A 21,042-nucleotide genomic window follows, 5' to 3' on the forward strand; every position below is an offset into this window, starting at 1 on the left:
TGATTGTTAAGTTAAGCTGTTACCCAATCTACAGTCTAGACCCAATTTTGAGTTACACGGAAATTAAGCTTACAGAACTTACGATCTTTCCCGCCAAATTTTAATAGATCGATCGCTTCCCCCACTCGCTAAACTCTTCCCATCCCCGCTAAAAGCAAGAGACAAAACATCCCCAGAATGACCGCTGAGAATTTCCAGCAAAACGCCTGTATCTACGTCCCACAAAGAAATTTGACCTTCCCGACCACTGCTAGCTAAAATCTTTCCATCCCCGCTAAAGGCAACAGAGAAAACACTTTCGGAATTATCTGCGATCGCGTGTAGCAATTCCCCTTTACCATCTCCATTTACCCGCCATAGCTTGATCGTACCATCTCGGCTACCGCTAGCTAAAATTTTCCCATCGGGACTAAAAGCTACTGCAATTATCCAGTTTGTATGACCAGACAAAGTACAAATCGATCTGCCAGTAGCAATATCCCAAAGTTGCACAGTTTTGTCCCGACTGCCACTAGCTAAAAGCTGACTATTAGGACTAAAAGCTACTGCAAAAACCCCCTCAGAATGACCCGTAATAGTTTGCGTACACTTGCCTTTCTGCAAATTCCACAATCGGATAGTTTTGTCACGACTGCTACTAACTAAACTCTGACCATCAGCACTAAAAGCAACTGTATAAACCCGGTCTGAATGTCCCACCAAACTATACCACCATTTGCCTTTTTTCAAATCCCACATCTGAATAGTCTTGTCGCGACTGCCACTAACTAAACTCTGACCATTAGGATTAAAAGCAACACAATTCACCCAATCAGAATGACCTCTAAGTGTATACCATCGATTCCCTGTATCCAGTTTCCAAATCTCAATAGTATTGTCTCCACTACCGCTAGCTAAAGTTTGATTGTCAGGACTAAATGCCACAGATGTGACTGAATCTAAATGTCCCGTCATCGTATAAATAATTTCCCAAGTTGGCGATCGCAGCGGCACTGATAACTTTTTCCTAACAGGTGGAGGTGCGATCGTAGGCCCTGGCATTGTTAACTTAGGAACAGGTCTAGATGCAATTGTTGGTACTACAACTGGTTGCTGAAAATCTAAATCATCCAGCACCTCCGTTGCCGATCTATAGCGGCGACTCAAGCTAGTTTCTAACAATTTATCTAAAATATTTCCCAGCTTAGTACTCACCGAATTTTTATTCAAATAATCTCGCCATACCCATTTATCCTCGTTGATATCGAACAAATCAAAAGGAGAAAGTTCCGTAAGCAAATGAATGCAAGTAGCACCTAAACTATATAAATCGCTGGCAAAAACTGCCTGCCCTCTAACTTGTTCAGGTGCAACATATTCGGGACTGCCGATAATAGTTCCGGTTCCTCCACCTTGAGTTACTACTTTCGCTGCACCAAAATCAACTAAAGCCAGATTTCCAACTGGGTAACTTAAAAACAAAGAAGTATCAGGAGGTTGCGGAGGTTTTCTAATAATATTGGCTGGTTTAATATCGCGATGAATCACTTGGCGATCGTGAACAAACTGCAAAACAGGTAGTAAATCTTTCAACAAACTCCGAATCTTAGCTTCACTAAAAGCACCTGCGATCGCTAATTCTTCTGCTAAATTTTCACCCCCAACAAACTCCTGAACTAAATACTGGTGGCCATCCTGTTCGAGATGGGCCAGCAGATCGGGAATTTGCGGGTGTTTTCCCAGTTCATCCAGTCTCGCCGCTTCTCGGTTAAATAATTCTGCTGCTTTCTCAGCATTATTAGTACCTAGTGACTGCGGAAAAAACTGCTTGATAACGCAGCGAGGTTTAGACGGTTTATCTTCATCAATTGCCAGGAAAGTTCTACCAAAACCCCCTCTGCCAATGGGTTTGATGGCGCGATACCGTTCTTTTAGCAACAGTTTTGCGCCACAAGTTAGGCAAAACCTTGTAGCGTCGGGATTTTGGGGGTTCTGGCAGGAGGGGTTCAGACAATAACTCATAACCGGAAGCAAGAATCGGCATAAGTATATATTGACACTTTCCTGATGATTCTATGACTCTGCTTGGATTTTCAGAGCATACTCTTTAAACCTTTCCAAATCAGCCTGAATTGTCGATTCCACCACGCGGCCCAAAAATAAATTATCCATTAATTTGCCGAGAATGCCAGGAATCGCATAAGCTACTGTTAGCCTCACAATGCTGCTACCTTTGCGATCGTAAAATCTAACTGCACCGCGATTAGGCAACCCATCGACGGATTCCCACTGAATAATCTGGCAGGGAACTAATTTCAAAATGCGGGAAAGCCAGCTAAATTCTAAGTTTCCTGTCGCTAGTTTCCACCGGGACAACTCTGGATCTTCTTCGAGAATATGCACTGATTCAATCCACTTCATCCAGCGTGGCATTTGTTCTAAGTCAGACCAAAGACTCCACGCCATTTCTATCGGGATGGCAACTTCTACTTGTACGCTATGTTCTAACCAATCTGACATTTTTTTAATTGTTAATTGTTAATTGTTATTTGTTAACTGTTAACTGTTAACTGGTAATTGTTAACTGTTAACTGGTAATTGCTAACTGTGTTCAAAACTTAAAACTTGGGTGATAGATTGCGCTGGCGCTCCACCTATCCTACAATTCACTGAATATTGTAGGGGGGGCGCTGCCATAATCTCTGTCCTAATCGTAATATTATGATTGCGGCAGCGCCCACTTTACTAATTAGAAATTAGAAATTAGCGATTAGCAATTAGCGATTAGCAATTAGCCATTAGCCATTAGCCATTACCCATTACCCATTACCCATTTCTAAAATCGCCTTAGCTGCCTGACGGCCTGAAATAGTTGCTCCTTCCATACTATCAATGTAGTCTTGTTGAGTGTAACTTCCTGCTAAGAAAAAATTAGCTATGGGAGTTTTTTGAGCGGGACGAAAAGCATCCATTCCCGGTGCTTCGCGATACAAAGATTGAGCTAGCTTAACTACACTATACCAAGTCATATTTAATTCCCGTGCTGATGGGAATAAATCTAAAACTTGCTTAAGGACGTGCTGCGCGATCGCTTCATTATTCTCCTTAATAAATGGATCGCCCGGAGTTAACACCAACTGTAACAGAGAACCTTCTCCTTTCTTATAGTAATCGGCCGGACTGGCTAATGCCAAGTCAGCAAAACAGGAAAAATCGGCATCTGCTGAATAAAGCAAATTATCTATTCCTACAGCATGACTTAACTGCTTGCGCTTCTCAGGATCGTCTAACTCTGTCACCCACCCATCAAACCGCAATTGTACCGTTGCTACTGGTACTGCATCCAATTTATAAATATTGTCAAATTCCGACCATTTGCGCCAATCATGAGGCAAAATTTTCTGCACTCCGGGGACATCGCCAGCGAAAAGGTAAGCATCTGCGGTAATAGTTTCTTCTGTTTCTCCTTTCGCGATCGCTAACCCCGTCACGCGAGTTTCGCCGCCATCTTCTGCAAACAAAATTTCCCGCACTCGCCGCCGCGTATAGATTTTAACACCCCGATCTTCCAAATATTTAACAATCGGTTTATGCAAATATTCATTCGGAGAACCCTGCAACATTCGCATCACCGAGGCTTGAGTTCGACAAGCAAAAAACTGAAAAATTGTCAACATACACCGGGCAGAAATATTTTCAGTATCGATAAAACCCAGTGCGTAGGCGATCGGATTCCACATCCGTTTAAGACTGCCATTATTACCACCTTGACCTCTAAACCAGTCGGCAAAACTAATATTATCTAGCTTGCGAATAGTTCTCATTGCCCCATCAAAGTCTACCAAACCCCGCACAATTGGACTCGTAGCCAGAGCAATCGAATTTTGAATTTTATCTTGTACAGATAACTGAGATGTGGTAAAGAAAGCCTTTAAACCATTAAAGGGAGCGCCAGCAATAAACCGAAAATCCAGAACTCCCGTCTCGCCGCCTCTATTAATAAAAGTATGAGTGTGTTCTTTGAGGAGCAAATTATCAAAAGCCCCTACTTTTTTCATCACTTCAAATAAGTTATAATAGCAGCCAAAAAAGACGTGCAAACCCATTTCTACGTGATTCCCGTCAGGATCGACCCAACTCCCCACTTTACCGCCTACGAAAGGTCGGGATTCAAAAATTTCTACTTCATGTCCGGCATCGACTAAATCAATGGCACAAGTCATGCCAGCTAGTCCAGCACCCGCGATCGCAACCCGCATCTTACCTCTTCCTTTTCTATGCCATTACAGATTATAACAAGGATTGTAGCGGTGCATATTGTTAGCTCTCTGTGTCCAGTATTTAATTAATTTTTACCTGGGTTGCTTTTCAGGTGGTGTTTTATATGGGCGGCGAAAATTCTCAGCCATTGCTTCTTCAGGGCTAGCAAAACACCAGTATACCTTCACACCTGCTCTTTCATGTGTGTAATAGTAGATGCCGCGTGCATCTAATTCATCGATCTCGGCAGTAGCCCGAATAGGAAATTGTGCCGGACAACTGTAGCTATCTCTGGGAGGTACACCATACCTCAATCCTCGTTTTCTTCGCTCTTGTTTAACATATTGTTGATAGCTTTCTTCTTCTCGTCTTTTTCGTTCTTCCTCATGAAACCTTTGTTGTCTCTGTTCTTCCTCCCATACTTTTCGTTCACTTCTTTTTATATCATTCTGCCTTTGAGCTTTTCTAATGCCGAGATTGAGTTCTCGATATGCTTCACTAAATTCAGGATATTTCCTCAATAAGTCTGGAGAATCAGACAAATGCTTTGATATGATACTTGCTGCCTCCTTATATGTTTGTACCGCTTTCTCCAATTCATTTTCTTCTAAAGAATTTATATCCTCTAGATTTTCTTGTGTAAATTTAGTAAAGAGAATCATTGCAGGTTTCAAGCCTATCCACTCAGATGGAACGGAGTAAATAGATGAGATGGCAGGTGCTACAGCGGACAGTATAATTCCCGCTATTAGAATGAGATAGAAAAGTAACAACTGCTTTAGCGTGATGTAACCACAAGCCCAAAGTAGGAAAACAACGACACAAGTTTTTAGGATCTCTCTGATTGCTTTGATAGTAATGAGGGTTACAACTACAACTTTCTGAACTGGTTCAGGCAGCCTATTGAAAAGCTTGACTATGGCAAGCGGATATTTTGAAATTTCACCACAGAGTTCCGCTCTAGTTTTAGCAATTAATCCATATCTTTTTTTTTAATTATTGGGGTCATTTCTTCACCGAGATCTTCTATTTGGATAGCACTGCGACCATACTCGTGAGCCATATCGTATGGTTCGCCAGAAGCTATAGCAGAATAAAAACCACGAGAGTATTCAATGGCCGCTTCGTCACCAACTTCCTGCCTCATAGCAACTACGTAACCAATGTGGTTAGCAATGCCTTTTGCTTGAACAACTGAGTAGCAAGCATTGAGTACCACACACTCAACGTAATTTGCACACAACCCAAACAATGTTGCAAGTGCTTCTGTTGTAATTGGTTTTGCTCTTCCAGCAATATCCTCAAATATTAGACCCTGATTTCCAGCACCATGCCCAGAAAAATGAACAATTTGCGGTCTGTTATACAGCATTATTTGCTGAATGTCTTTTGTGCGAACTGCTGTCTCAATCAAAAGCTCAAAGTTGTCCCTATTCCTAGCCTTTTGTAAAGCTTCTCTGATCTCACGTACTTCTTGATCGAGACGAAGCCGATCAGTTCCTATTGGATTAGCGGATAAAATCAAAATTTTTTTAGCAAGCTGACCTTGAACCATGTGGCAAATGCAGGGTGATTAAAATTACCTACCAGTATAGCTTTGTTGGTGGTTACTCAACAGATACTTTACGGGGACGATGGCAACCAGCGCCACTCTTGTATGATAGGAGAATCTTACCTGTCGTCAGACGAGTTGAGGCACTGAATGAATAACTTATTAACTCGTATTACCCAAACACCCGGTCAGTGCGGTGGTTGCCCTTGCATTCGAGGCATGAGAATTCGGGTAAGCGATATTTTAGAAATGCTGGCAGAAAATGTTAGTATCACTGAAATTTTAGAAGACTTCCCCGATTTGGAATCTGAAGACATCCAAGCCTGTCTGCTGTTTGCTACCCGAAGCATTGGAAAGATTACGAGCAGGAGAATTGATTGTAGAAATTAGTAGCACACCCTAAGCGGATCGCATCGTGAGTGTAAGTTTTTCCATCAGAATCACAACCGGACTGCCATAGGATCTACTCCTGTATTTCCGTTTAAACTCTTCTATTCTAGCCTATTATACAAAAACTAAAAACTACACTCACAGCCCTAATTCTGCTCGTAAAGATTTCAGAGATATCGTTGCTTTTTCTTTAGATAGCTCTTTTAGGAACGACATGAACTCAGTATTTTTCTTGAGCAACTCCACTTCAACGTCAAAATCATCTATCGGCGCAAGCGCAAACATCCCGCCATCAGGCTTTCGTAACACTATCGCTTCACTCTTTGCCAAAATCATAACCTCATCAAGAGTAAATTCACCACTTTCTAACTCAATAATTCTCATAGCTGAACCTCTTTACCACCGATGTATAAGATATTGTGTTCTTTGTGACCTACTGCTTTGATATGAACAACACCACTATCACCCTCTATGACTACATCATAAAATACTCGATACTTCTCAACTCTCAATTCCCAATCGGATAAATCATTCTCTCCAAGCCGTTTTCGGTTGCGTGTTTCAATAATTGGTTCGTAAATCAACTGCTCTTCAACCGCATCAAGAATGATTTGTTGCTCAAATTTCCTGTAAGTGCGGATATGGTTCGCGGCTGTTAAGGTGAAGTCGATTTCAAACATCGTGGGTAACAAGGCTTCTTCTCTCCTGAATAATACCATAAAATAGGTAGATACGCAGAGATTTGGAACCTGAAAACATCCCAGTCTGTCTGCCGTTAGCTATTCATCGCTGCCTCTCTTATAACGTCCACAACTTCTTTAGCACAAGAAATCATCGGAACGTGACTTGATTCTAAAACAATTGTTTTGGCATTAATTCGCTTAGCCAAATCATGTTGTAGTTCAGGCAAAACAGCTTTGTCATTGTTCGCAACAATATACCAGCTAGGCTTATCTTTCCACGCTGGCGAATCTATTTTTGCTTCCAACAATGATGTAGATGGCGGAATTTGAGTAGCATACATCAACGCTGATTTTTCTGCCGGAATGTCACCCGCCAAAATTGTTTGTACCCCTGCTTTTGAAATCCAAATAAAGCCTTCTTGTTCTTGAAAATGCTCCGATGGCGATGCAGATTCGTACTTACTCATCAAATCTATCATCGATTCTCCAGCATCAGGAGCAAGTGCAGCAATATAGACTAAGCCAGAGACTCGTTCATCGTTGCCAACTTCGGTAATAACCATACCGCCCCATGACTGACCAACTAGAATACATTGACCTTCGATGCGATTCAAAGCGCGTTTGGTTGCAGCAACATCATCGGCTAATGATGTCAGCGGGTTTTGCACGGCGACAACTTCGTAGCCTTCTGCCAACAACGTTGAAATAACTTCACTATAACTAGACCCATCTATCCAAAAACCATGAACCAATACAATGTTTTTAACTTTTGTCATGATTGTCTTTCCCTGTCTTACAAAAAACTCTAACCAGCAGTGAGACAAACAAAGGCGATCGCTTTATCCAAAGATACATTTACGAGGGCGATCGCAACCCGCATTTTACCTCTTCCTTATGCCATTACAGATTGTAACAAAGATTAGAACCCCATCAGCCTGAAAAATTAGTAAACTGCGATCGCCAGTTGTATCCCTATTTGGATTCTTTCTAGAGACTCCCTACTAATTTGACCGTAGGGGCCTTGTTCCAGAAATATTTGGCGTAAAGCAGAGACATTTTCGCATACGGCGAGTGAATCTGCTTGCAAACCTCCCTCACCTGCCGCAATTAAAATGCGAGTAGGATTATTTATGCCTGTAAGGTTACTTGTGAAAGGAACGACAATAACAGAATCACTCAATTCGTTGCGGAGATCGAGAGAAACCACAACCACAGGTCGCTTTTTGGTATCGCCTAACTGACGCAATGCTCTACAAAGAAAAATTTCACCTTGTCGGGGATAACCTCTCGTTATTAAGTTAGATTCCATCCGCACTCCACGTTTCTTCTATCTGGTCTTCCACAAAGTCAAACCACTCTTGTTCATCCTCAATATCTGCTTGGGTACGGTTTTGGTAAAACTTTCGCAACTGGTCTTCAATTTGCTTAGCGTACCAGAGGCGAAGTGCTTGCGCGATCGCACCCTCGCGATCGTCAGTCAAGCTGTCGATTTTATCTATAATGTCCGCATCAATGGTGACAGATACTTGTCGCTTTTGGGAATAATTTGACATAGCAATCCAATTTGCGATCGATATTTACAAACAAGGACGATCTTTACTCACCTATTTTCTGTTACTTCTTCCTCCCTTCCTCCTTTACTAGATTAGAGCGCAAAATCCTCCTTCTGCCTTTCCCTTTCTGCCTTCCTCAAAACATTGGCATCAATTGCAACGGCCCAATTCCCAACTCTTTCGGAGGAACAGATCGCACCTCAAACAAAGCCATCATATCCTTATACTGAGGCTGGCCGCGCGACGCACCCGTGATTCCCTTGGAAATAATCAAACCGCACCAACCCTTAGTAACTTGACAGCGGCGATCCCACTTTTTCCTAGCTTCCTCATGCACCGGATCGTCTGCTACAAATTCACCAAACAAGTATAAATCACCACTATGAGCCTGTAAAATCCCTAAATCATAATGCTCATCGGCAAACATATCTTCCCCCGGATTAAAACAAAAAGCCTTAATCCCTCCCGCTTCTTGCAAATCATTAATCATTGTCTTTGCCTTCGGCGCTGAAGTTTGGATCAAAACCACAGGCAAACCATCTCCTACTGCTTCAATATCAGTATCCGCAGGTTGATGAAACAGACCCTTTTCTCGCAGGAAATTGACCGTTTCCCAAGGCAATACACCGATGCTAAGTAAAGAATTTGGCGGCACTAAATCATCCCGGAGCAGCGGCATTTCGATGTCATCATCATCATCGTCATCGTCATCATCAGCAACCATATCCCAAAGTTCTTCAGCCACCTCCGGCATAGTCGAAACCTTCACTGGCATCAACTTATTTTCCCCATCTGATTGAGGAACCGGGATGCGGTAGCGCGTCGAAATGCTAGGGAATTGACCGTCGGCAAGCTTCCGGTGCGATGCCCGTAAAAAGCGGTGAAAAGCTTCTAATGCAACTAAAACAGTTAGTGCCTCTTCTTCATAAAGAATCGAACGTAATCCTTCTAAAGGATGGAGATTGCCAAAATTAGGCTCAATTTCCGAGGCTGGCAAGCTAGCTAAATCAACATCATCGTCATCGTCATCACTTTCATTGCTACTTTCAAACGTGACAAATAAGCAATCTTGACCTAAAAAAGCCTGTTCTAAATTTTCAAAAGATTCTTCATTTACTACCCGTTGCCGAAACTGTTTTAGGGAATCTAGAGAACGATATAGTAACACCCCATAATCCATACCTCCCCTACCCAGTACGGAGACGTAAATAGTAGCAACATCCCACTGATTCAACTCAATCGAAACAATTTGATGTTCGGCCAAGCTATCCCAAGGCGCATCCTGCCAAATATTCCCGGCTTTTTCCCGCAAAGATTCCGCGTATTGAGGCGGTAATTGAGGTGGCTGATTGAGAGCAACTTCTTGCATACCCCGGAATATTTCGTCAATTAAAGGCAAATCCGGTACGTAATCGATCGCAATATCTAAATCCTGAAGCACGCCGCGCAGGAAAAACTGAATTTGTCTGTCTTTAACTACTATTTTTTGGGGACGAGCAACTGGAGCCGGACTTTGAGGATGTTCCATCGCCCGTAGCAAGGAGCGTACAACAGCTTCCGGCCCAGTTTCAGGGGCTACCACGTCCATTGCTCGTACTACTCCTTCCGAACCGTCTACCCAAAGAATGCAGTCGCCAGGGCCTTCCATGTCCTCCTCCGACATCGCATCAGGAGACAAGGGGCGGCGATCGCCTTCCCACACGCTGGGAATTTGCTGTAAGTTTTGTAGCCGACGGAGAGTAGTTCGATTGAGAGCTGCCATAGAGTAAGCCCGAAAGGGTGAAGCATTGATGCGGTGTATTGAGGTTTATTACCGCTTCTCAATCATAGAACCTTATGGTTCGAGAGGGCATCGGGCTTTAAGTACGGAGATCCAGGAGGGACAAGGGGGCTGATTCCTGTAAAATAATATTAAGGATAAAATTAAAGAATTATTCAGATACACAGTATCAGGAGTTCGGAAAGCCGATGACACAAGCCATTTCTGAAACAAAGGGCATTCAGATGACTGAATCCGCCATCCGCCAAGTTCTCTCTTTAAGGGACAAACAGGGTAAAGACCTCTGTTTGCGGGTAGGTGTACGCCAAGGCGGTTGCTCTGGAATGTCTTACATGATGGATTTCACCGACCCCAGCACCGTTGGAGAACACGATGAAGTATTTGACTATAACGGTTTTCAGGTAGTTTGCGATCGCAAAAGCCTTCTTTATCTCTACGGTTTGGTACTAGACTTCAGTGATGCTATGATCGGCGGCGGTTTCCAGTTTACTAACCCCAATGCTAGTCAAACCTGCGGTTGTGGCAAGTCTTTTTCTGCCTAAAATCAGAACTGACGACTGGAGTTCAACAGTTATGAGTTATGAGTTATAAGTTTTAAGTAATAATTCTTTAACTCAAAACTCAAAACTTTTCTTTCCCTTCCCCTTCCCTTCCCCTCCCCCTTCCCTCCCCTCCCCCTTCCCCTCCCCCTTCCCCTTCCCCTTCCCCTTCCCCTTCCTAAACAATGACCAAAACACCTGAAGAACTTTTTCAAGAAGGATTAGAGCGCTACCAAGCTGGCGAAACTGCTTCGACATTGATTCCAGTATTTAAGGAAGTATGCGATCGCGCTCCCAAAAATGGCAACGCCTGGACTAGCCTTGCTTGGCTATACCTTTTAGACAACAAGCCCGCCCCAGCCCTGAAAGCAGCAAAAACCGCAGTCAAACTCAATCCTCACGATCCCCAGTCTCGCATTAACATGGCCTTGGCGATGCTGGAACTCGGCGAAAAAGGAGTGCGTCCTCATATAGAAATGGCGCAGCAGATGGTTATGGCTTCCTCAGAATGGCTAGAGGAAGTTAAGAAAAATCTTGAAGAAGGATTAACTAAAAAACCCGATTGGAAGAGTTTAATCCGCGTGAAGCAATGGCTGCTAGAGGTCTAAAGAACTAAATCTATTTCTCAGGGAGGATGAAGACTTTAAATCTTCCTCTTTGTTGAGAAATTGTAATAATTCATTAAATAACTTTATAGAAAATTCATAAAACTGATGTTAGGATTTGAAAACTTCGGTGATTAACAATCATTGTCGCCAGTTTTTAGACCACCTTAGATAATACCAGGAGTTGTGTGATTATGAGTAATGACAGCAACGTTAATGTGAGACCCGCAACCCGCAATCACAAAGGTTTTTTTGTCCAACCAGCTTCCTATAAGCTAATGAGTATTGATAAGTCTGGATGGGCTTTGATTTGTCTTGATAATGCCGTATGCCACTATGTTGACCCAGATAATTTACAACTTCCCCATAAATCTACCGAAGCCTAATATTAAGCTGGCACTCGCACAGATTTTAATATGCGTTCTATCAAGTAGCTGTCCTGGTTCCAGAGACAGCCACTTTTTTTTTGTTAACTGGTAATTGCTAATGGCTAATGGCTAATGGCTAATGGCTAATTGCTAATTGCTAATTGCTAATTGCTAATTGCTAATTGCTAATTGCTAATTGGGGAAAGAGTTTCCTCATCTCCCCTGCTCCCCCGCTCCCCTGCTCCCCCGCTCCCCTGCTCCCCCGCTCCCCTGCTCCCCTGCTCCCCCGCTCCCCTGCTTCCCTCTCTTCCCCTAGCCCCTAGCCCCTAGCCCCTAGTCCCTTCTTTTAAGCAGAAGCCAAAATTTCTTCTAATGCTTCCCTTAAAGCAGGATATTGATATTCAAAACCAGAAGATAAAGTGTGTTTCGGTAAAACTTGCTGACCTTCCAAAACCACTTTTGCACCGTCTCCCAGCAAAACCTCCAAGGCAAAACCTGGCACGGGTAGCCAAGAAGGGCGATTTAAAACATCTCCTAGAGTGTGACAAAATTGGGTCATGCGAACCGCGTTAGGTGCTGTGGCGTTGAAAACTCCCTCAACTTGGGGATGCGTAAGCGAGAACAAAATTAGATTAACCACATCCTCCCGGTGAATCCAAGAAAACCACTGCTTCCCAGTACCGATGGGGCCGCCAGCAAAGAGTTTAAAAGGAGCTAGCATTTTCGCGATCGCACCTCCCATCCCCAAAACAATTCCCAGCCGTAAAATCACCAGCCTTGTCCCCGCACTCTTCACAGGGGCCGCCGCCGCCTCCCAAGCCTGACAAACTTCAGCCAGAAAATCGTCCCCAGGGGGGCTATTTTCCTCAAAAGCCGCCGTTTCACTCGTACCGTAATAACCGATCGCAGACCCACTCACCAACACAGAAGGCTTAGGATTAGCATTAGCGATCGCCTCCACCAATTTTTCAGTAGTCAGCTTGCGGCTGTCCATAATTTCTTGTTTGCGTGCAGCCGTCCAACGTTCCTCAGCGATGGGAGCCCCCGCCAGATTCACCACACCCTCACAACCCCCTAGAGCCTGCTGCCAAGAACCCGATGCTGTGGGAGTATAGGCGATAATTTCCAAATTGGGATAGGCTAAAGCTGGAAAAACTCGCCGAGCTCTTGCTACATCGCGACTCAAAACCAGCACTTGATGCCCTGACTCATGCAGCCGTTCCACCAGCCGGCTGCCTACAAATCCCGTTGCTCCTGCGATCGCTACTTTCATTAATCGAACTTACTCCAAAGGTTGTGGTCGATTGAACTTTACTCCAAACCTGTTCTAGATTATACAGATTAGCTTCATTCGGGGTAATAGGGACATCCACACAACCCTTGAGCAATTCGATCGAAAAGGAAAATTAAAAATTCTCTTGATTGCGCCTTCGGCTTTCCGCAAACAGGAAAAGAGAAACGGGAGGTTAGGAAAGGATGAAGGATAAAATTTTCTTACTCATGCTTTTCCTCTTCCTCAACCCCCTCTGCTTTCCCTTCGTTAAACTTAAATAGCTATGTTAGGAGCATAAATAATGCCTGTAAAGAAATCACGACTTCTAATAATTGCTGCCATAGTTGCAGCAGGTAGTGCAGCAACCTATTTTTACTTCAAAGGCTTCGCCAGCAAAGTATTTAGCCCCCAAGAACTTGCCCAAGTCGTACCGCCAGAAGCAATAATGGCCACTTTTATCTCTCCCAATCCCGGAGCTCTGATTCAGTTGCAGCGATTTGGCACTCCTGAAACTCAAAAGCTAATCGATCGGAGTTTAAGCGACTTCCAAAAGCAGAGCTTAGCTGGCAGCGATATCGATTTTGACAAAGACATCAAACCTTGGGTAGGCGGGGTCGCTATTGCCCTACTTCCACCCTCACAAACTGCTAAAACAGAACCCCCAAAACTATTGGTTGCTGTCACTATTAAAAATAAAATCAGCGCTTGGAATTTTGCCAACAAATTGAAAGCACAACAAGGGGCAAAAGCCCAGGAAAGCGAATATAAGGGAGTTAAAATTTCTGATGTAACAGAAACAAGCGGGAAGCGTTACAGCGTAGCTTTACTTGGCAATCAATTAGCGATCGCTCCTTACAGAAAGACGGTGGAAGCAGCCGTTGATACATTCCAAGGGAAAGCCAATATTGCCAACAAACAGGATACCTCTGCTATTTTTTCCAAAAGTGCAGGAGTGGCAAATCCAATTGCTACTATTTTCATTGCTGACTATCCAGCTTTGATGCAGCAATTACGGGAAAACTTGCCAGAAAATTCTAAAGTGCCCTCAACTGCTTTATCGCAATTCAAACAAATTAAATCGGTAGTTATGGGCCTTGGAGTAGACGATCGGGGTGTGAGGTTGAAAGTAGTTTCGCAGTTAGACCCGTTATTAGCAGCCAAAGAGCCACTACCACAGACAGCGCGTAAATTAGCGGCAAGATTTCCAGCAGAAACAGTAGCCTTGATTGGGGGAAAAGGACTCAGTAAAATTTGGTCGCAGGTAACAAGTGAGGCAAAAGAAAATCCTGAAGTTGCCAAGGGAATTATACAATTAAGGCAGGGTTTTCAAAGGTTAGATTTGAATGCAGATCGAGAGGTTTTTGGTTGGATGGATGGGGAATTTGCAGTGGGCGCGATCGCGTCTAAGGAAGGGATTTTATCGCAGTTGGGTATGGGAGGAGTAATGATTTTTGAAACCAGCAATCGCGCTCAAGCTGAAGCGACGCTGAAGAAACTCGACGCGATCGCTCGCAGTAACCCATCAGTAAGTGTAGCCCCCAGAAAAATTAAGGATACAGAGGTAACGGAATGGAAAATTCCGCAGCAGGGGACGGTATTTGGTCACGGTTGGCTGAACCAGAATTCAGTTTTTATAGCTTTTGGCGGGCCTCTGATTGATGTAATTATTGCACAACCGCAGTCACCTACTAGCAGTCCTAGTTCCTTTGCGATCGCAAAGTCTTTAGCCCAACCAAGCCAGGGTTATCTTTACTGGGATATGGAAAAAACTATGGCTTGGGCAAACCGTTATGTTTTGTCTGTACAGCCGACTTTATTACCACCAGAAACCGCGACATTATTGAATTCAATTCATGGAATTGGTATCAGCACAACTTACCCCGATCCCTCAACTGCTCAAGTAGAGATGCTGTTGGGGTTGAAGACCAAAAGCTAGGTAATTATTAACGATGATTCTATCAAGAAATAGCGGATTATCCTGTCCAAGCAACAGTTAGATTAAATGCCAAGATATAGTAGGATTATCTACAGATATAATTACTAAAAACATTACCCAATTGCTAAATGGTAATAAAAGTAGTATGATCAACGACTGAGTGCAGTCAGCTATGGCACTGCATTCATGCCGTACTAGAGAAAAAATACAAAAAATGACTGTTGCTACTAATACAAATCTGGGACTTGCTTCGCGCTTAGTAAATGGTGTACTTTCCATCAAACCTTTAGCTAACTTGGCAAAACACCAGGCCCGCGAAATGATGATTAAACGAGCAGAAAAAATAGGGGTACATTGGCGAGAGGAAGCGCAAGCACTTTTAGCCCGTAACTGGGATGCAGAAATGCAAAGCGTACAAAATCCAAACTTAAGTTACCCTAAGTATTATCTAACATCATTCCATGCTTACGAACAGGGTAATATGAGCTGGGAAGCAGCAACAGAAGTTGGAGTTGCAGCGCGTGCAGTTCATGCGGGAATTTGGCCAGAAGCAGGCGCAGAAGGCGACGCTAAACTTCGCCAAAGTTATCACGACATTCTTAAAGAGCAAATTGTTAGCGAACCCCTTGACATTTTAGACTTGGGCTGTAGTGTCGGCATGAGTAGTTTTGCCATGCAAAATACTTATCCGCAGGCGAAGATTACAGGAGTAGATTTATCGCCTTATTTCCTGGCAGTTGCCCAGTATCAATCACAACAACAAAACCGCAGAATTAATTGGGTTCACGCAGCAGGAGAATCAACAGGTTTACCCTCAGCATCTTTTGATTTAGTTTCCATCTTTTTAGTGTGTCACGAATTGCCACAAGCTGCAACAATGCAAATATTTCGTGAAGCAAAGCGATTGTTACGCCCTAATGGATATTTGGCAATGATGGACATGAATCCTCAATCGGAAATTTATGCCAAAATGCCACCTTATATCTTGACTTTGCTCAAAAGCACTGAGCCTTATTTGGATCAATATTTCAGCTTAGATATAAGTGCAGCTTTAGTAGAAGCAGGTTTTGCCACACCGACAATTACTTGTAATTCCCCCCGTCATCGGACTGTAATTGCCAAAGCAATAAACTAGGGGCTAGGGGCTAGGGGCTAGGGACTAGGGAAAGGGGAAGAGAGGGAGGATGGGGGAGATGGGGAGGATAGGGAAGATAGGGGAGATGGGGAGGATGGGGAAGATAGGGGAGATAGGTAATAAGCTGTTGTGCATTTAAAACCACTAACTAGGCTTGTAGGGTGCGTCAGCTAGAACACTTACGCTTAAACGGGAAAAACTTCGGACTGACGCACCCTACAATCTGTTTTAAATGTTCAACAGCTTAGCAATTAGCAATTAGCAATTAGCAATTAGCAATGTCTAATCGGAATTTCTATCCAAATTTCCGTACCTTTACCCGGTTCAGAAATACATTTCAATTCCCCTTTGTGCTGTTGTACAACAATTTGATAGCTAATAGATAAACCTAAGCCAGTTCCATCGCCAACTGGCTTAGTAGTAAAAAATGGGTCAAAAATTCGCGATTTCACATATTCGCTCATTCCGGCTCCATTATCAGCAATTATAATTAAAATGCGGTTCTCATCTAAAACCTCAGTATGAATTTTAATCGTTGGTTTCAGATGGTTTTTCTCAGATTCATTTTTAACTTCCTCCCCTGACAGCCCCCAATCAACACCTGATAACTCTAAAGCATCGATCGCATTGTTAATAATATTCAAGAATGCTTGATTTAAGAGACCAGCATAACATTCAACTTGAGGCATTTTACTGTAGTCTTTAATGACCTTAATATCGGGTCTACCCTCCCGCGCGGGCAAGCGATGCTGTAACATTAAAATGGTGTTGTCTAAACCGGCGTGAACGTCAACAGGTTGCCATCCTGAACGGTCTGTGCGAGAAAAATCTTGCAGAGAAAGAACTATCTGTCGGATACGTTCGCTTCCTGTCTGCATGGAGAATAAAATCTTAAACAAGTCGTCGAGGACGAAATCTAATTCCATTTCTTGCTGCTTTTGCAAGATTTCGGGACTGGGATTTTTTAATTCTTTTTGATATAAACGCAGCAACTCAATTAAGTCAGCTCCGTAACTTTGAACGTGGCTCAAGTTGCTGTAAATAAAAGTGATTGGGTTGTTAATTTCGTGGGCGATACCAGCTACTAATTGCCCCAGACTAGACATTTTTTCACTTTGTACTAACTGAGTCTGAGTTTGCTGCAAATCTTGTAGGGTTCGCTCTAACTGCTGTGTCAGTCCGCGCAACCGCAGGCCCGCACGCACTCGCGCTAACAACTCTTCTGTTTCAATTGGTTTGGATAAGAAGTCATCAGCGCCGTTGTCAAGTCCTTTTACCCTGTCGTCAAGTTCTTCTCGCGCTGTCAGTAGGATGAAGAAGACGGTAGCTAGTTCTGGGTTAGCTTTCAGTTGGCGACATACTTCTAACCCATCAATGTAGGGCATCATCCAATCGCAAATTATCAAGTCAGGGGGTCTGTGGTGGGCTTGAGAGAGACCATCTTGACCGTCGAAAGCGATCGCGACCTCGTGTCCTTCACTCTCCAGTAGGTCTTGCAGGACGATCTGAACCGTTACATCGTCATCGATCACTAGAATTTTTGCCATATGTGCACCAGTTCCCTATATCTCCAGCATACATCCGTCACAATTGAGCTAGATGCGACCCTTTTCTTTAATACATCATTTGGGGTTGTGGTGCTTGATGCTAAGTAGAAGGAAGAGGGAAGAGAGAATAGGGAATAATGCTTACACAGCAACCTTTTTAGTCATCTGTCTTTTACTTTGAATTAGGTGGAGCTATTTATTATCTGCAATTAGGGCGATCGCAAAGGAGGTAGGAAATATTGTGTAAAGATTATGATTGACTCTAATTCATAGTTATTAATATTTTGGTGAGTCAAAATCAGAACTTTATCTCTCAAAATACTGCCGAAATTCCCTCAATGCTTGAAGCTGATTAGGGAGAGCGACAGATCGAGGGAGCAGTTGTATCTCTAAATTAGGCAGGCTGTTCCACCGCCTTAAACTCTCACCACGCCATGCAATTGACCGAGATTGGTTCATCCAACCCTTCTAAAACAGGTATTATTACCATCATAGGTATCAAAAATTGCTGACATTGCTTGCTTGGGAAGACTTCCCCAAGTGCCGCACGACAATTGAAAAAAACCTTAAAATTGCTTAAGAGACATTCAGATTTAGCTTACCAGCTTTGATTCAAGCCGAAACCCTAGAACTATTGGAATGGCCCCGCCTTTGTCACCATTTGGCTACCTTTACGGCAACCAAACTCGGTGCTGTGGCGGCGCTCCACTTGCCAATCCCGGAAACTCCAACTGAGACGGCGCAGCTATTAGCCCAGACTCAGGAAGCTTACCTTTTGGAGAGTCGCCTTGCCGGGGGTCTGAGTTTTGATGGCATTCAAGACATCGGCGATTCCCTAGAACGAGCTCAAGTTCAAGGTATCCTCAGCGGGGAGGAACTGTTGGCGATCGCTACTACTCTGGCCGGTGCTAGGCAATTGCGCCGAGTAATTGACAATCAGCCCGACGTTCCCGTACTCACGGAATTGGTGGCCCAGTTGCGGACTTATCCCGAATTGGAGCAAGAAATCCACCGCTGCATTGATGAGCGCGGCAATGTGACAGACAGAGCCACACCCAAACTCGGCGGCATTCGCGACTCAATGCGGCAGTTACGCGATCGCATCTATCAGGTATTGCAGGGCATCTTACAGCGTCAAGCCAACGCCTTGCAGGAACAACTCATTACTCAAAGGAGCGATCGCTTCGTCCTCCCTGTCAAAGCTCCCCAGAAAGATGCCATTCCCGGCATCGTTCACGACACCTCAATGAGTGGCGCGACATTGTACATCGAACCCCATAGAGTTGTCAACCTCAACAATCAAATGCGGCAACAATTACGGCAAGAACAAGTGGAAGAAGAAGCCGTGCGCCGGATCTTGAGCGAGCAAGTAGCAGAGGTAAAGCCCGACTTAGAGAGATTGCTAGCGATCGCCACCACCCTAGACTTAGCTTACGCCAAAGCACGTTACAGCCTGTGGCTAGAAGCCAACCCCCCTCGATTTATCGACTTTCACCCAGGTATGGGGGAGACGGGGAGTAGGGACAGTAGGGGCGGTGCCCCCGTGCCCGCCCCAGAGTTCTTGAGCAAGGGGGAATTTCCTACTCTTAAAACTCAAAACCATCTTGGGGTAGACTCCCCGCAGGGTTTAGCCTTGAGAGGCACAAAGCAATCTCTCAAAACCCATAATTCCCCGATAACTTTGCGCCAGTTGCGTCATCCCTTATTGGTATGGCAACAACAGCACGAACAAGGTTTGCCAGTAGTACCGATTGACCTGATAATTCAGCCGCAAATCCGAGTAGTCGCCATCACCGGCCCCAATACTGGAGGCAAAACAGTCACCCTCAAAACCTTGGGCTTAGCAGCTTTGATGGCAAAAGCAGGATTGTTCGTACCAGCACGGGAACCCGTAGAACTGCCTTGGTTTGATTACATTTTGGCAGATATCGGCGATGAACAGTCTCTAGAACAAAGCTTATCCACCTTCTCCGGTCACATCCGCCGCATAAGTCGGATCTTAAAGGCGATAGGTGAAGATGGGGAAGGTAGGCGAGATGAGGGAGATGGGGGAGATGGGGGAGATAGGGGAGATGGGGAAGATAGGGAAGGTGGGGAAGTTAGGGGAGAGGGAGAACTTAAATCGCACCCAGTCTCCCCTGCTCCCCCTCTCCCCCGCTCCCCTGCTCCCCCGCTCCCCTGCTCCCCATCTCTAGTATTACTGGATGAAGTAGGGGCCGGAACTGACCCTTCAGAAGGGAGTGCTTTAGCGATCGCCCTCCTGCAATACCTGGCAGATCATGCACTGCTAACAGTCGCCACAACCCACTTCGGCGAACTCAAAGCCTTCAAATATCAAGACGATCGCTTTGAAAATGCCTCAGTGGAATTTGACGACAGTTCCCTGCAACCGACATATCGCCTGCTGTGGGGAATTCCGGGACGTTCCAACGCACTAACGATCGCCAAACGCCTTGGTCTGTTACCAGAAATTGCAAATCTGGCTGCAACTTATGTTGGTGGTGCATCCGAGGATGTTAACCAGGTAATAGCTGGACTGGAGGCCCAACGACGGAGACAGGAAACCAAAGCGCGAGAAGCAACTCAACTGTTACAGCAAACAGAAATGCTGCATAGGGAAGTTTCCCAAAAAGCAGCAACATTGCAGGAACGGGAACGAGAGTTAAAGCTAGGTCAGGAAGCCGCAGTACAGCAAGCGATCGCCGCCGCTAAAGCAGAAGTCGCTCAAGTTATCCGCCGTTTACAACAAGGCCCCGCCTCCGCTCAAGACGCTCAAGAAGCGACCCTAGCTTTAAACCAAATTGGCGAAAAACATCTACCATCCCGTAAAGAACCTGCCAAACCGAAACCAGGATTTCGCCCTCAAGTAGGCGATCGCATCCGCATCCCCCGCGTTGGTCAAACCGCCGAAGTCCTCAGCGGCCCCGACAACAACGAAGAACTAACCGTCCGATTTGGGATGATGAAAATGACAGTGAAACTGGCAGAAATCGAATCCCTAGATGGTCAGAAACCAGAAATAGCTAAACGAGCAGAGGAGCAAGAGAAAACTCAAAACTCAAGACTCAAGGCGGGTAGTCAATCAGCACCCCCACAAAACTCAAACGTCAAACCTCAAACCTCCCCAGTCACCGTTCGTACTTCCCAGAATACAATCGACCTGCGAGGAATGAGAGTATCAGAGGCGGAAAGAGAAGTAGACCAAGCTTTCTCAGCGGCGATGGAGTCAGGAGTGCTTTGGATTATTCACGGTAAAGGTACGGGACAGTTGAGGAAAGGCATCCATGAATTTTTAGAATCCCATCCTCTAGTTTCCCACTACGAAATTGCCGGCACAGCAGAGGGAGGTTCTGGAGTCACTATTGCCTATCTCCGTTGAGAAGTTTTGAAATTGGTTGGTTTAGTAGCAAGGCTAAACCCAATGGGTAAGCCAAGCCAATTA

The 21,042-nt window shown here is 44.5% G+C and carries 20 protein-coding genes; 7 read left to right on the forward strand and 13 right to left on the reverse strand.

Annotated features, from left to right (window positions below; translation table 11 throughout):
* Positions 1 to 78 precede the first annotated feature (78 nt).
* The 5 genes from OSCIL6407_RS0109675 to OSCIL6407_RS0109695 form a co-directional block, all read right to left on the reverse strand.
* Positions 79 to 2,001, reverse strand: a complete 1,923-nt coding sequence (locus OSCIL6407_RS0109675) for a serine/threonine-protein kinase (protein ID WP_019487161.1) — start codon at positions 1,999 to 2,001, stop codon at positions 79 to 81.
* A 51-nt stretch (positions 2,002 to 2,052) separates the two neighbouring features.
* Positions 2,053 to 2,499: an SRPBCC family protein gene (locus tag OSCIL6407_RS0109680; protein WP_007352888.1), complete on the reverse strand. Its 447-nt coding sequence runs from the start codon at positions 2,497 to 2,499 to the stop codon at positions 2,053 to 2,055.
* A 299-nt stretch (positions 2,500 to 2,798) separates the two neighbouring features.
* Complete coding sequence (zds, locus tag OSCIL6407_RS0109685) at positions 2,799 to 4,238, reverse strand: 9,9'-di-cis-zeta-carotene desaturase (protein ID WP_007352889.1); 1,440 nt, start codon at positions 4,236 to 4,238, stop codon at positions 2,799 to 2,801.
* Between the two features lie 93 nt (positions 4,239 to 4,331).
* Positions 4,332 to 4,913 (reverse strand): hypothetical protein, encoded by a 582-nt coding sequence (locus OSCIL6407_RS0109690; RefSeq protein WP_234708678.1) that lies wholly within the window; start codon positions 4,911 to 4,913, stop codon positions 4,332 to 4,334.
* A 299-nt stretch (positions 4,914 to 5,212) separates the two neighbouring features.
* A complete protein-coding gene (locus OSCIL6407_RS0109695; RefSeq protein WP_019487162.1) occupies positions 5,213 to 5,794 on the reverse strand; it encodes a CHAT domain-containing protein in 582 nt (193 codons plus the stop codon).
* A gap of 147 nt (positions 5,795 to 5,941) precedes the next feature.
* Between OSCIL6407_RS0109695 and OSCIL6407_RS0109700 the strand changes: the two genes are divergently transcribed.
* Complete coding sequence (locus tag OSCIL6407_RS0109700; protein ID WP_007352893.1) at positions 5,942 to 6,181, forward strand: DUF433 domain-containing protein; 240 nt, start codon at positions 5,942 to 5,944, stop codon at positions 6,179 to 6,181.
* Between the two features lie 138 nt (positions 6,182 to 6,319).
* On the opposite strand, the gene OSCIL6407_RS0109705 is transcribed toward OSCIL6407_RS0109700, so the two are convergent.
* From OSCIL6407_RS0109705 to OSCIL6407_RS0109730, 6 genes are all read right to left on the reverse strand, one after another.
* Complete coding sequence (locus OSCIL6407_RS0109705) at positions 6,320 to 6,565, reverse strand: hypothetical protein (RefSeq protein ID WP_007352894.1); 246 nt, start codon at positions 6,563 to 6,565, stop codon at positions 6,320 to 6,322.
* On the reverse strand, positions 6,562 to 6,873 hold the full coding sequence (locus OSCIL6407_RS0109710) for a type II toxin-antitoxin system RelE family toxin (protein ID WP_007352895.1): 312 nt from the start codon (positions 6,871 to 6,873) through the stop codon (positions 6,562 to 6,564). The genes OSCIL6407_RS0109705 and OSCIL6407_RS0109710 overlap by 4 nt, the downstream gene beginning before the upstream one ends.
* 83 nt (positions 6,874 to 6,956) lie before the next feature.
* On the reverse strand, positions 6,957 to 7,640 hold the full coding sequence (locus OSCIL6407_RS0109715; RefSeq protein WP_007352896.1) for an alpha/beta fold hydrolase: 684 nt from the start codon (positions 7,638 to 7,640) through the stop codon (positions 6,957 to 6,959).
* A gap of 167 nt (positions 7,641 to 7,807) precedes the next feature.
* Positions 7,808 to 8,173 carry a type II toxin-antitoxin system PemK/MazF family toxin gene (locus tag OSCIL6407_RS0109720; protein WP_007352897.1) on the reverse strand — a complete coding sequence of 122 codons (366 nt, stop codon included), beginning with the start codon at positions 8,171 to 8,173 and terminating at the stop codon, positions 7,808 to 7,810.
* The gene (locus OSCIL6407_RS0109725; protein WP_007352898.1) at positions 8,163 to 8,417 is read right to left on the reverse strand and encodes a hypothetical protein; all 255 of its coding nucleotides are present in this window, start codon (positions 8,415 to 8,417) and stop codon (positions 8,163 to 8,165) included. Before OSCIL6407_RS0109725 ends, OSCIL6407_RS0109720 begins: the two co-directional genes overlap by 11 nt.
* Positions 8,418 to 8,553: 136 nt before the next feature.
* Positions 8,554 to 10,179 (reverse strand): DUF6930 domain-containing protein, encoded by a 1,626-nt coding sequence (locus tag OSCIL6407_RS0109730; protein WP_007352899.1) that lies wholly within the window; start codon positions 10,177 to 10,179, stop codon positions 8,554 to 8,556.
* A 206-nt stretch (positions 10,180 to 10,385) separates the two neighbouring features.
* Here OSCIL6407_RS0109730 and OSCIL6407_RS0109735 point away from each other — a divergent pair, with 206 nt between their 5' ends.
* From OSCIL6407_RS0109735 to OSCIL6407_RS0109750, 3 genes are all read left to right on the forward strand, one after another.
* Complete coding sequence (locus tag OSCIL6407_RS0109735; protein WP_007352900.1) at positions 10,386 to 10,739, forward strand: HesB/IscA family protein; 354 nt, start codon at positions 10,386 to 10,388, stop codon at positions 10,737 to 10,739.
* A 182-nt stretch (positions 10,740 to 10,921) separates the two neighbouring features.
* Positions 10,922 to 11,344: a tetratricopeptide repeat protein gene (locus OSCIL6407_RS0109745; RefSeq protein ID WP_007352901.1), complete on the forward strand. Its 423-nt coding sequence runs from the start codon at positions 10,922 to 10,924 to the stop codon at positions 11,342 to 11,344.
* 191 nt (positions 11,345 to 11,535) lie between these two features.
* Positions 11,536 to 11,727 (forward strand): hypothetical protein, encoded by a 192-nt coding sequence (locus OSCIL6407_RS0109750; RefSeq protein ID WP_007352902.1) that lies wholly within the window; start codon positions 11,536 to 11,538, stop codon positions 11,725 to 11,727.
* A 328-nt stretch (positions 11,728 to 12,055) separates the two neighbouring features.
* On the opposite strand, the gene thyD is transcribed toward OSCIL6407_RS0109750, so the two are convergent.
* On the reverse strand, positions 12,056 to 12,982 hold the full coding sequence (gene thyD / locus OSCIL6407_RS0109755; protein WP_007354556.1) for a thylakoid membrane protein ThyD: 927 nt from the start codon (positions 12,980 to 12,982) through the stop codon (positions 12,056 to 12,058).
* A 301-nt stretch (positions 12,983 to 13,283) separates the two neighbouring features.
* On the opposite strand from thyD, the gene OSCIL6407_RS0109760 reads away from it, so the two are divergent.
* Together OSCIL6407_RS0109760 and OSCIL6407_RS0109765 are read left to right on the forward strand one after the other, a co-directional pair.
* On the forward strand, positions 13,284 to 14,918 hold the full coding sequence (locus OSCIL6407_RS0109760; protein ID WP_007354558.1) for a DUF3352 domain-containing protein: 1,635 nt from the start codon (positions 13,284 to 13,286) through the stop codon (positions 14,916 to 14,918).
* A gap of 214 nt (positions 14,919 to 15,132) precedes the next feature.
* Complete coding sequence (locus tag OSCIL6407_RS0109765) at positions 15,133 to 16,053, forward strand: class I SAM-dependent methyltransferase (RefSeq protein ID WP_007354559.1); 921 nt, start codon at positions 15,133 to 15,135, stop codon at positions 16,051 to 16,053.
* Between the two features lie 272 nt (positions 16,054 to 16,325).
* Here OSCIL6407_RS0109765 and OSCIL6407_RS0109775 read toward each other — a convergent pair whose 3' ends face one another.
* The gene (locus OSCIL6407_RS0109775) at positions 16,326 to 17,600 is read right to left on the reverse strand and encodes a sensor histidine kinase (RefSeq protein ID WP_007354560.1); all 1,275 of its coding nucleotides are present in this window, start codon (positions 17,598 to 17,600) and stop codon (positions 16,326 to 16,328) included.
* A 607-nt stretch (positions 17,601 to 18,207) separates the two neighbouring features.
* Here OSCIL6407_RS0109775 and OSCIL6407_RS0109780 point away from each other — a divergent pair.
* The gene (locus OSCIL6407_RS0109780; RefSeq protein WP_019487166.1) at positions 18,208 to 20,979 is read left to right on the forward strand and encodes an endonuclease MutS2; all 2,772 of its coding nucleotides are present in this window, start codon (positions 18,208 to 18,210) and stop codon (positions 20,977 to 20,979) included.
* The last annotated feature ends 63 nt before the right edge of the window (positions 20,980 to 21,042 follow it).

It is taken from the genome of Kamptonema formosum PCC 6407, from assembly GCF_000332155.1.
In the GTDB taxonomy this organism is placed as follows: Bacteria; Cyanobacteriota; Cyanobacteriia; order Cyanobacteriales; family Microcoleaceae; genus Kamptonema; species Kamptonema formosum.

Excerpts from the sequence above, each read along its gene's own strand:
- thyD (WP_007354556.1), bottom strand. The coding sequence starts at position 12,982 with ATGAAAGTAGCGATCGCAGGAGCAACGGGATTTGTAGGCAGCCGGCTG.
- OSCIL6407_RS0109680 (WP_007352888.1), bottom strand. The coding sequence starts at position 2,499 with ATGTCAGATTGGTTAGAACATAGCGTACAAGTAGAAGTTGCCATCCCG.
- OSCIL6407_RS0109745 (WP_007352901.1), top strand. The coding sequence starts at position 10,922 with ATGACCAAAACACCTGAAGAACTTTTTCAAGAAGGATTAGAGCGCTAC.
- OSCIL6407_RS0109705 (WP_007352894.1), bottom strand. The coding sequence starts at position 6,565 with ATGAGAATTATTGAGTTAGAAAGTGGTGAATTTACTCTTGATGAGGTT.
- OSCIL6407_RS0109675 (WP_019487161.1), bottom strand. The coding sequence starts at position 2,001 with ATGAGTTATTGTCTGAACCCCTCCTGCCAGAACCCCCAAAATCCCGAC.
- OSCIL6407_RS0109715 (WP_007352896.1), bottom strand. The coding sequence starts at position 7,640 with ATGACAAAAGTTAAAAACATTGTATTGGTTCATGGTTTTTGGATAGAT.
- OSCIL6407_RS0109695 (WP_019487162.1), bottom strand. The coding sequence starts at position 5,794 with ATGGTTCAAGGTCAGCTTGCTAAAAAAATTTTGATTTTATCCGCTAAT.
- OSCIL6407_RS0109750 (WP_007352902.1), top strand. The coding sequence starts at position 11,536 with ATGAGTAATGACAGCAACGTTAATGTGAGACCCGCAACCCGCAATCAC.
- OSCIL6407_RS0109720 (WP_007352897.1), bottom strand. The coding sequence starts at position 8,173 with ATGGAATCTAACTTAATAACGAGAGGTTATCCCCGACAAGGTGAAATT.
- OSCIL6407_RS0109775 (WP_007354560.1), bottom strand. The coding sequence starts at position 17,600 with ATGGCAAAAATTCTAGTGATCGATGACGATGTAACGGTTCAGATCGTC.
- OSCIL6407_RS0109730 (WP_007352899.1), bottom strand. The coding sequence starts at position 10,179 with ATGGCAGCTCTCAATCGAACTACTCTCCGTCGGCTACAAAACTTACAG.
- OSCIL6407_RS0109700 (WP_007352893.1), top strand. The coding sequence starts at position 5,942 with ATGAATAACTTATTAACTCGTATTACCCAAACACCCGGTCAGTGCGGT.
- OSCIL6407_RS0109735 (WP_007352900.1), top strand. The coding sequence starts at position 10,386 with ATGACACAAGCCATTTCTGAAACAAAGGGCATTCAGATGACTGAATCC.
- OSCIL6407_RS0109725 (WP_007352898.1), bottom strand. The coding sequence starts at position 8,417 with ATGTCAAATTATTCCCAAAAGCGACAAGTATCTGTCACCATTGATGCG.
- OSCIL6407_RS0109765 (WP_007354559.1), top strand. The coding sequence starts at position 15,133 with ATGACTGTTGCTACTAATACAAATCTGGGACTTGCTTCGCGCTTAGTA.
- zds (WP_007352889.1), bottom strand. The coding sequence starts at position 4,238 with ATGCGGGTTGCGATCGCGGGTGCTGGACTAGCTGGCATGACTTGTGCC.
- OSCIL6407_RS0109760 (WP_007354558.1), top strand. The coding sequence starts at position 13,284 with ATGCCTGTAAAGAAATCACGACTTCTAATAATTGCTGCCATAGTTGCA.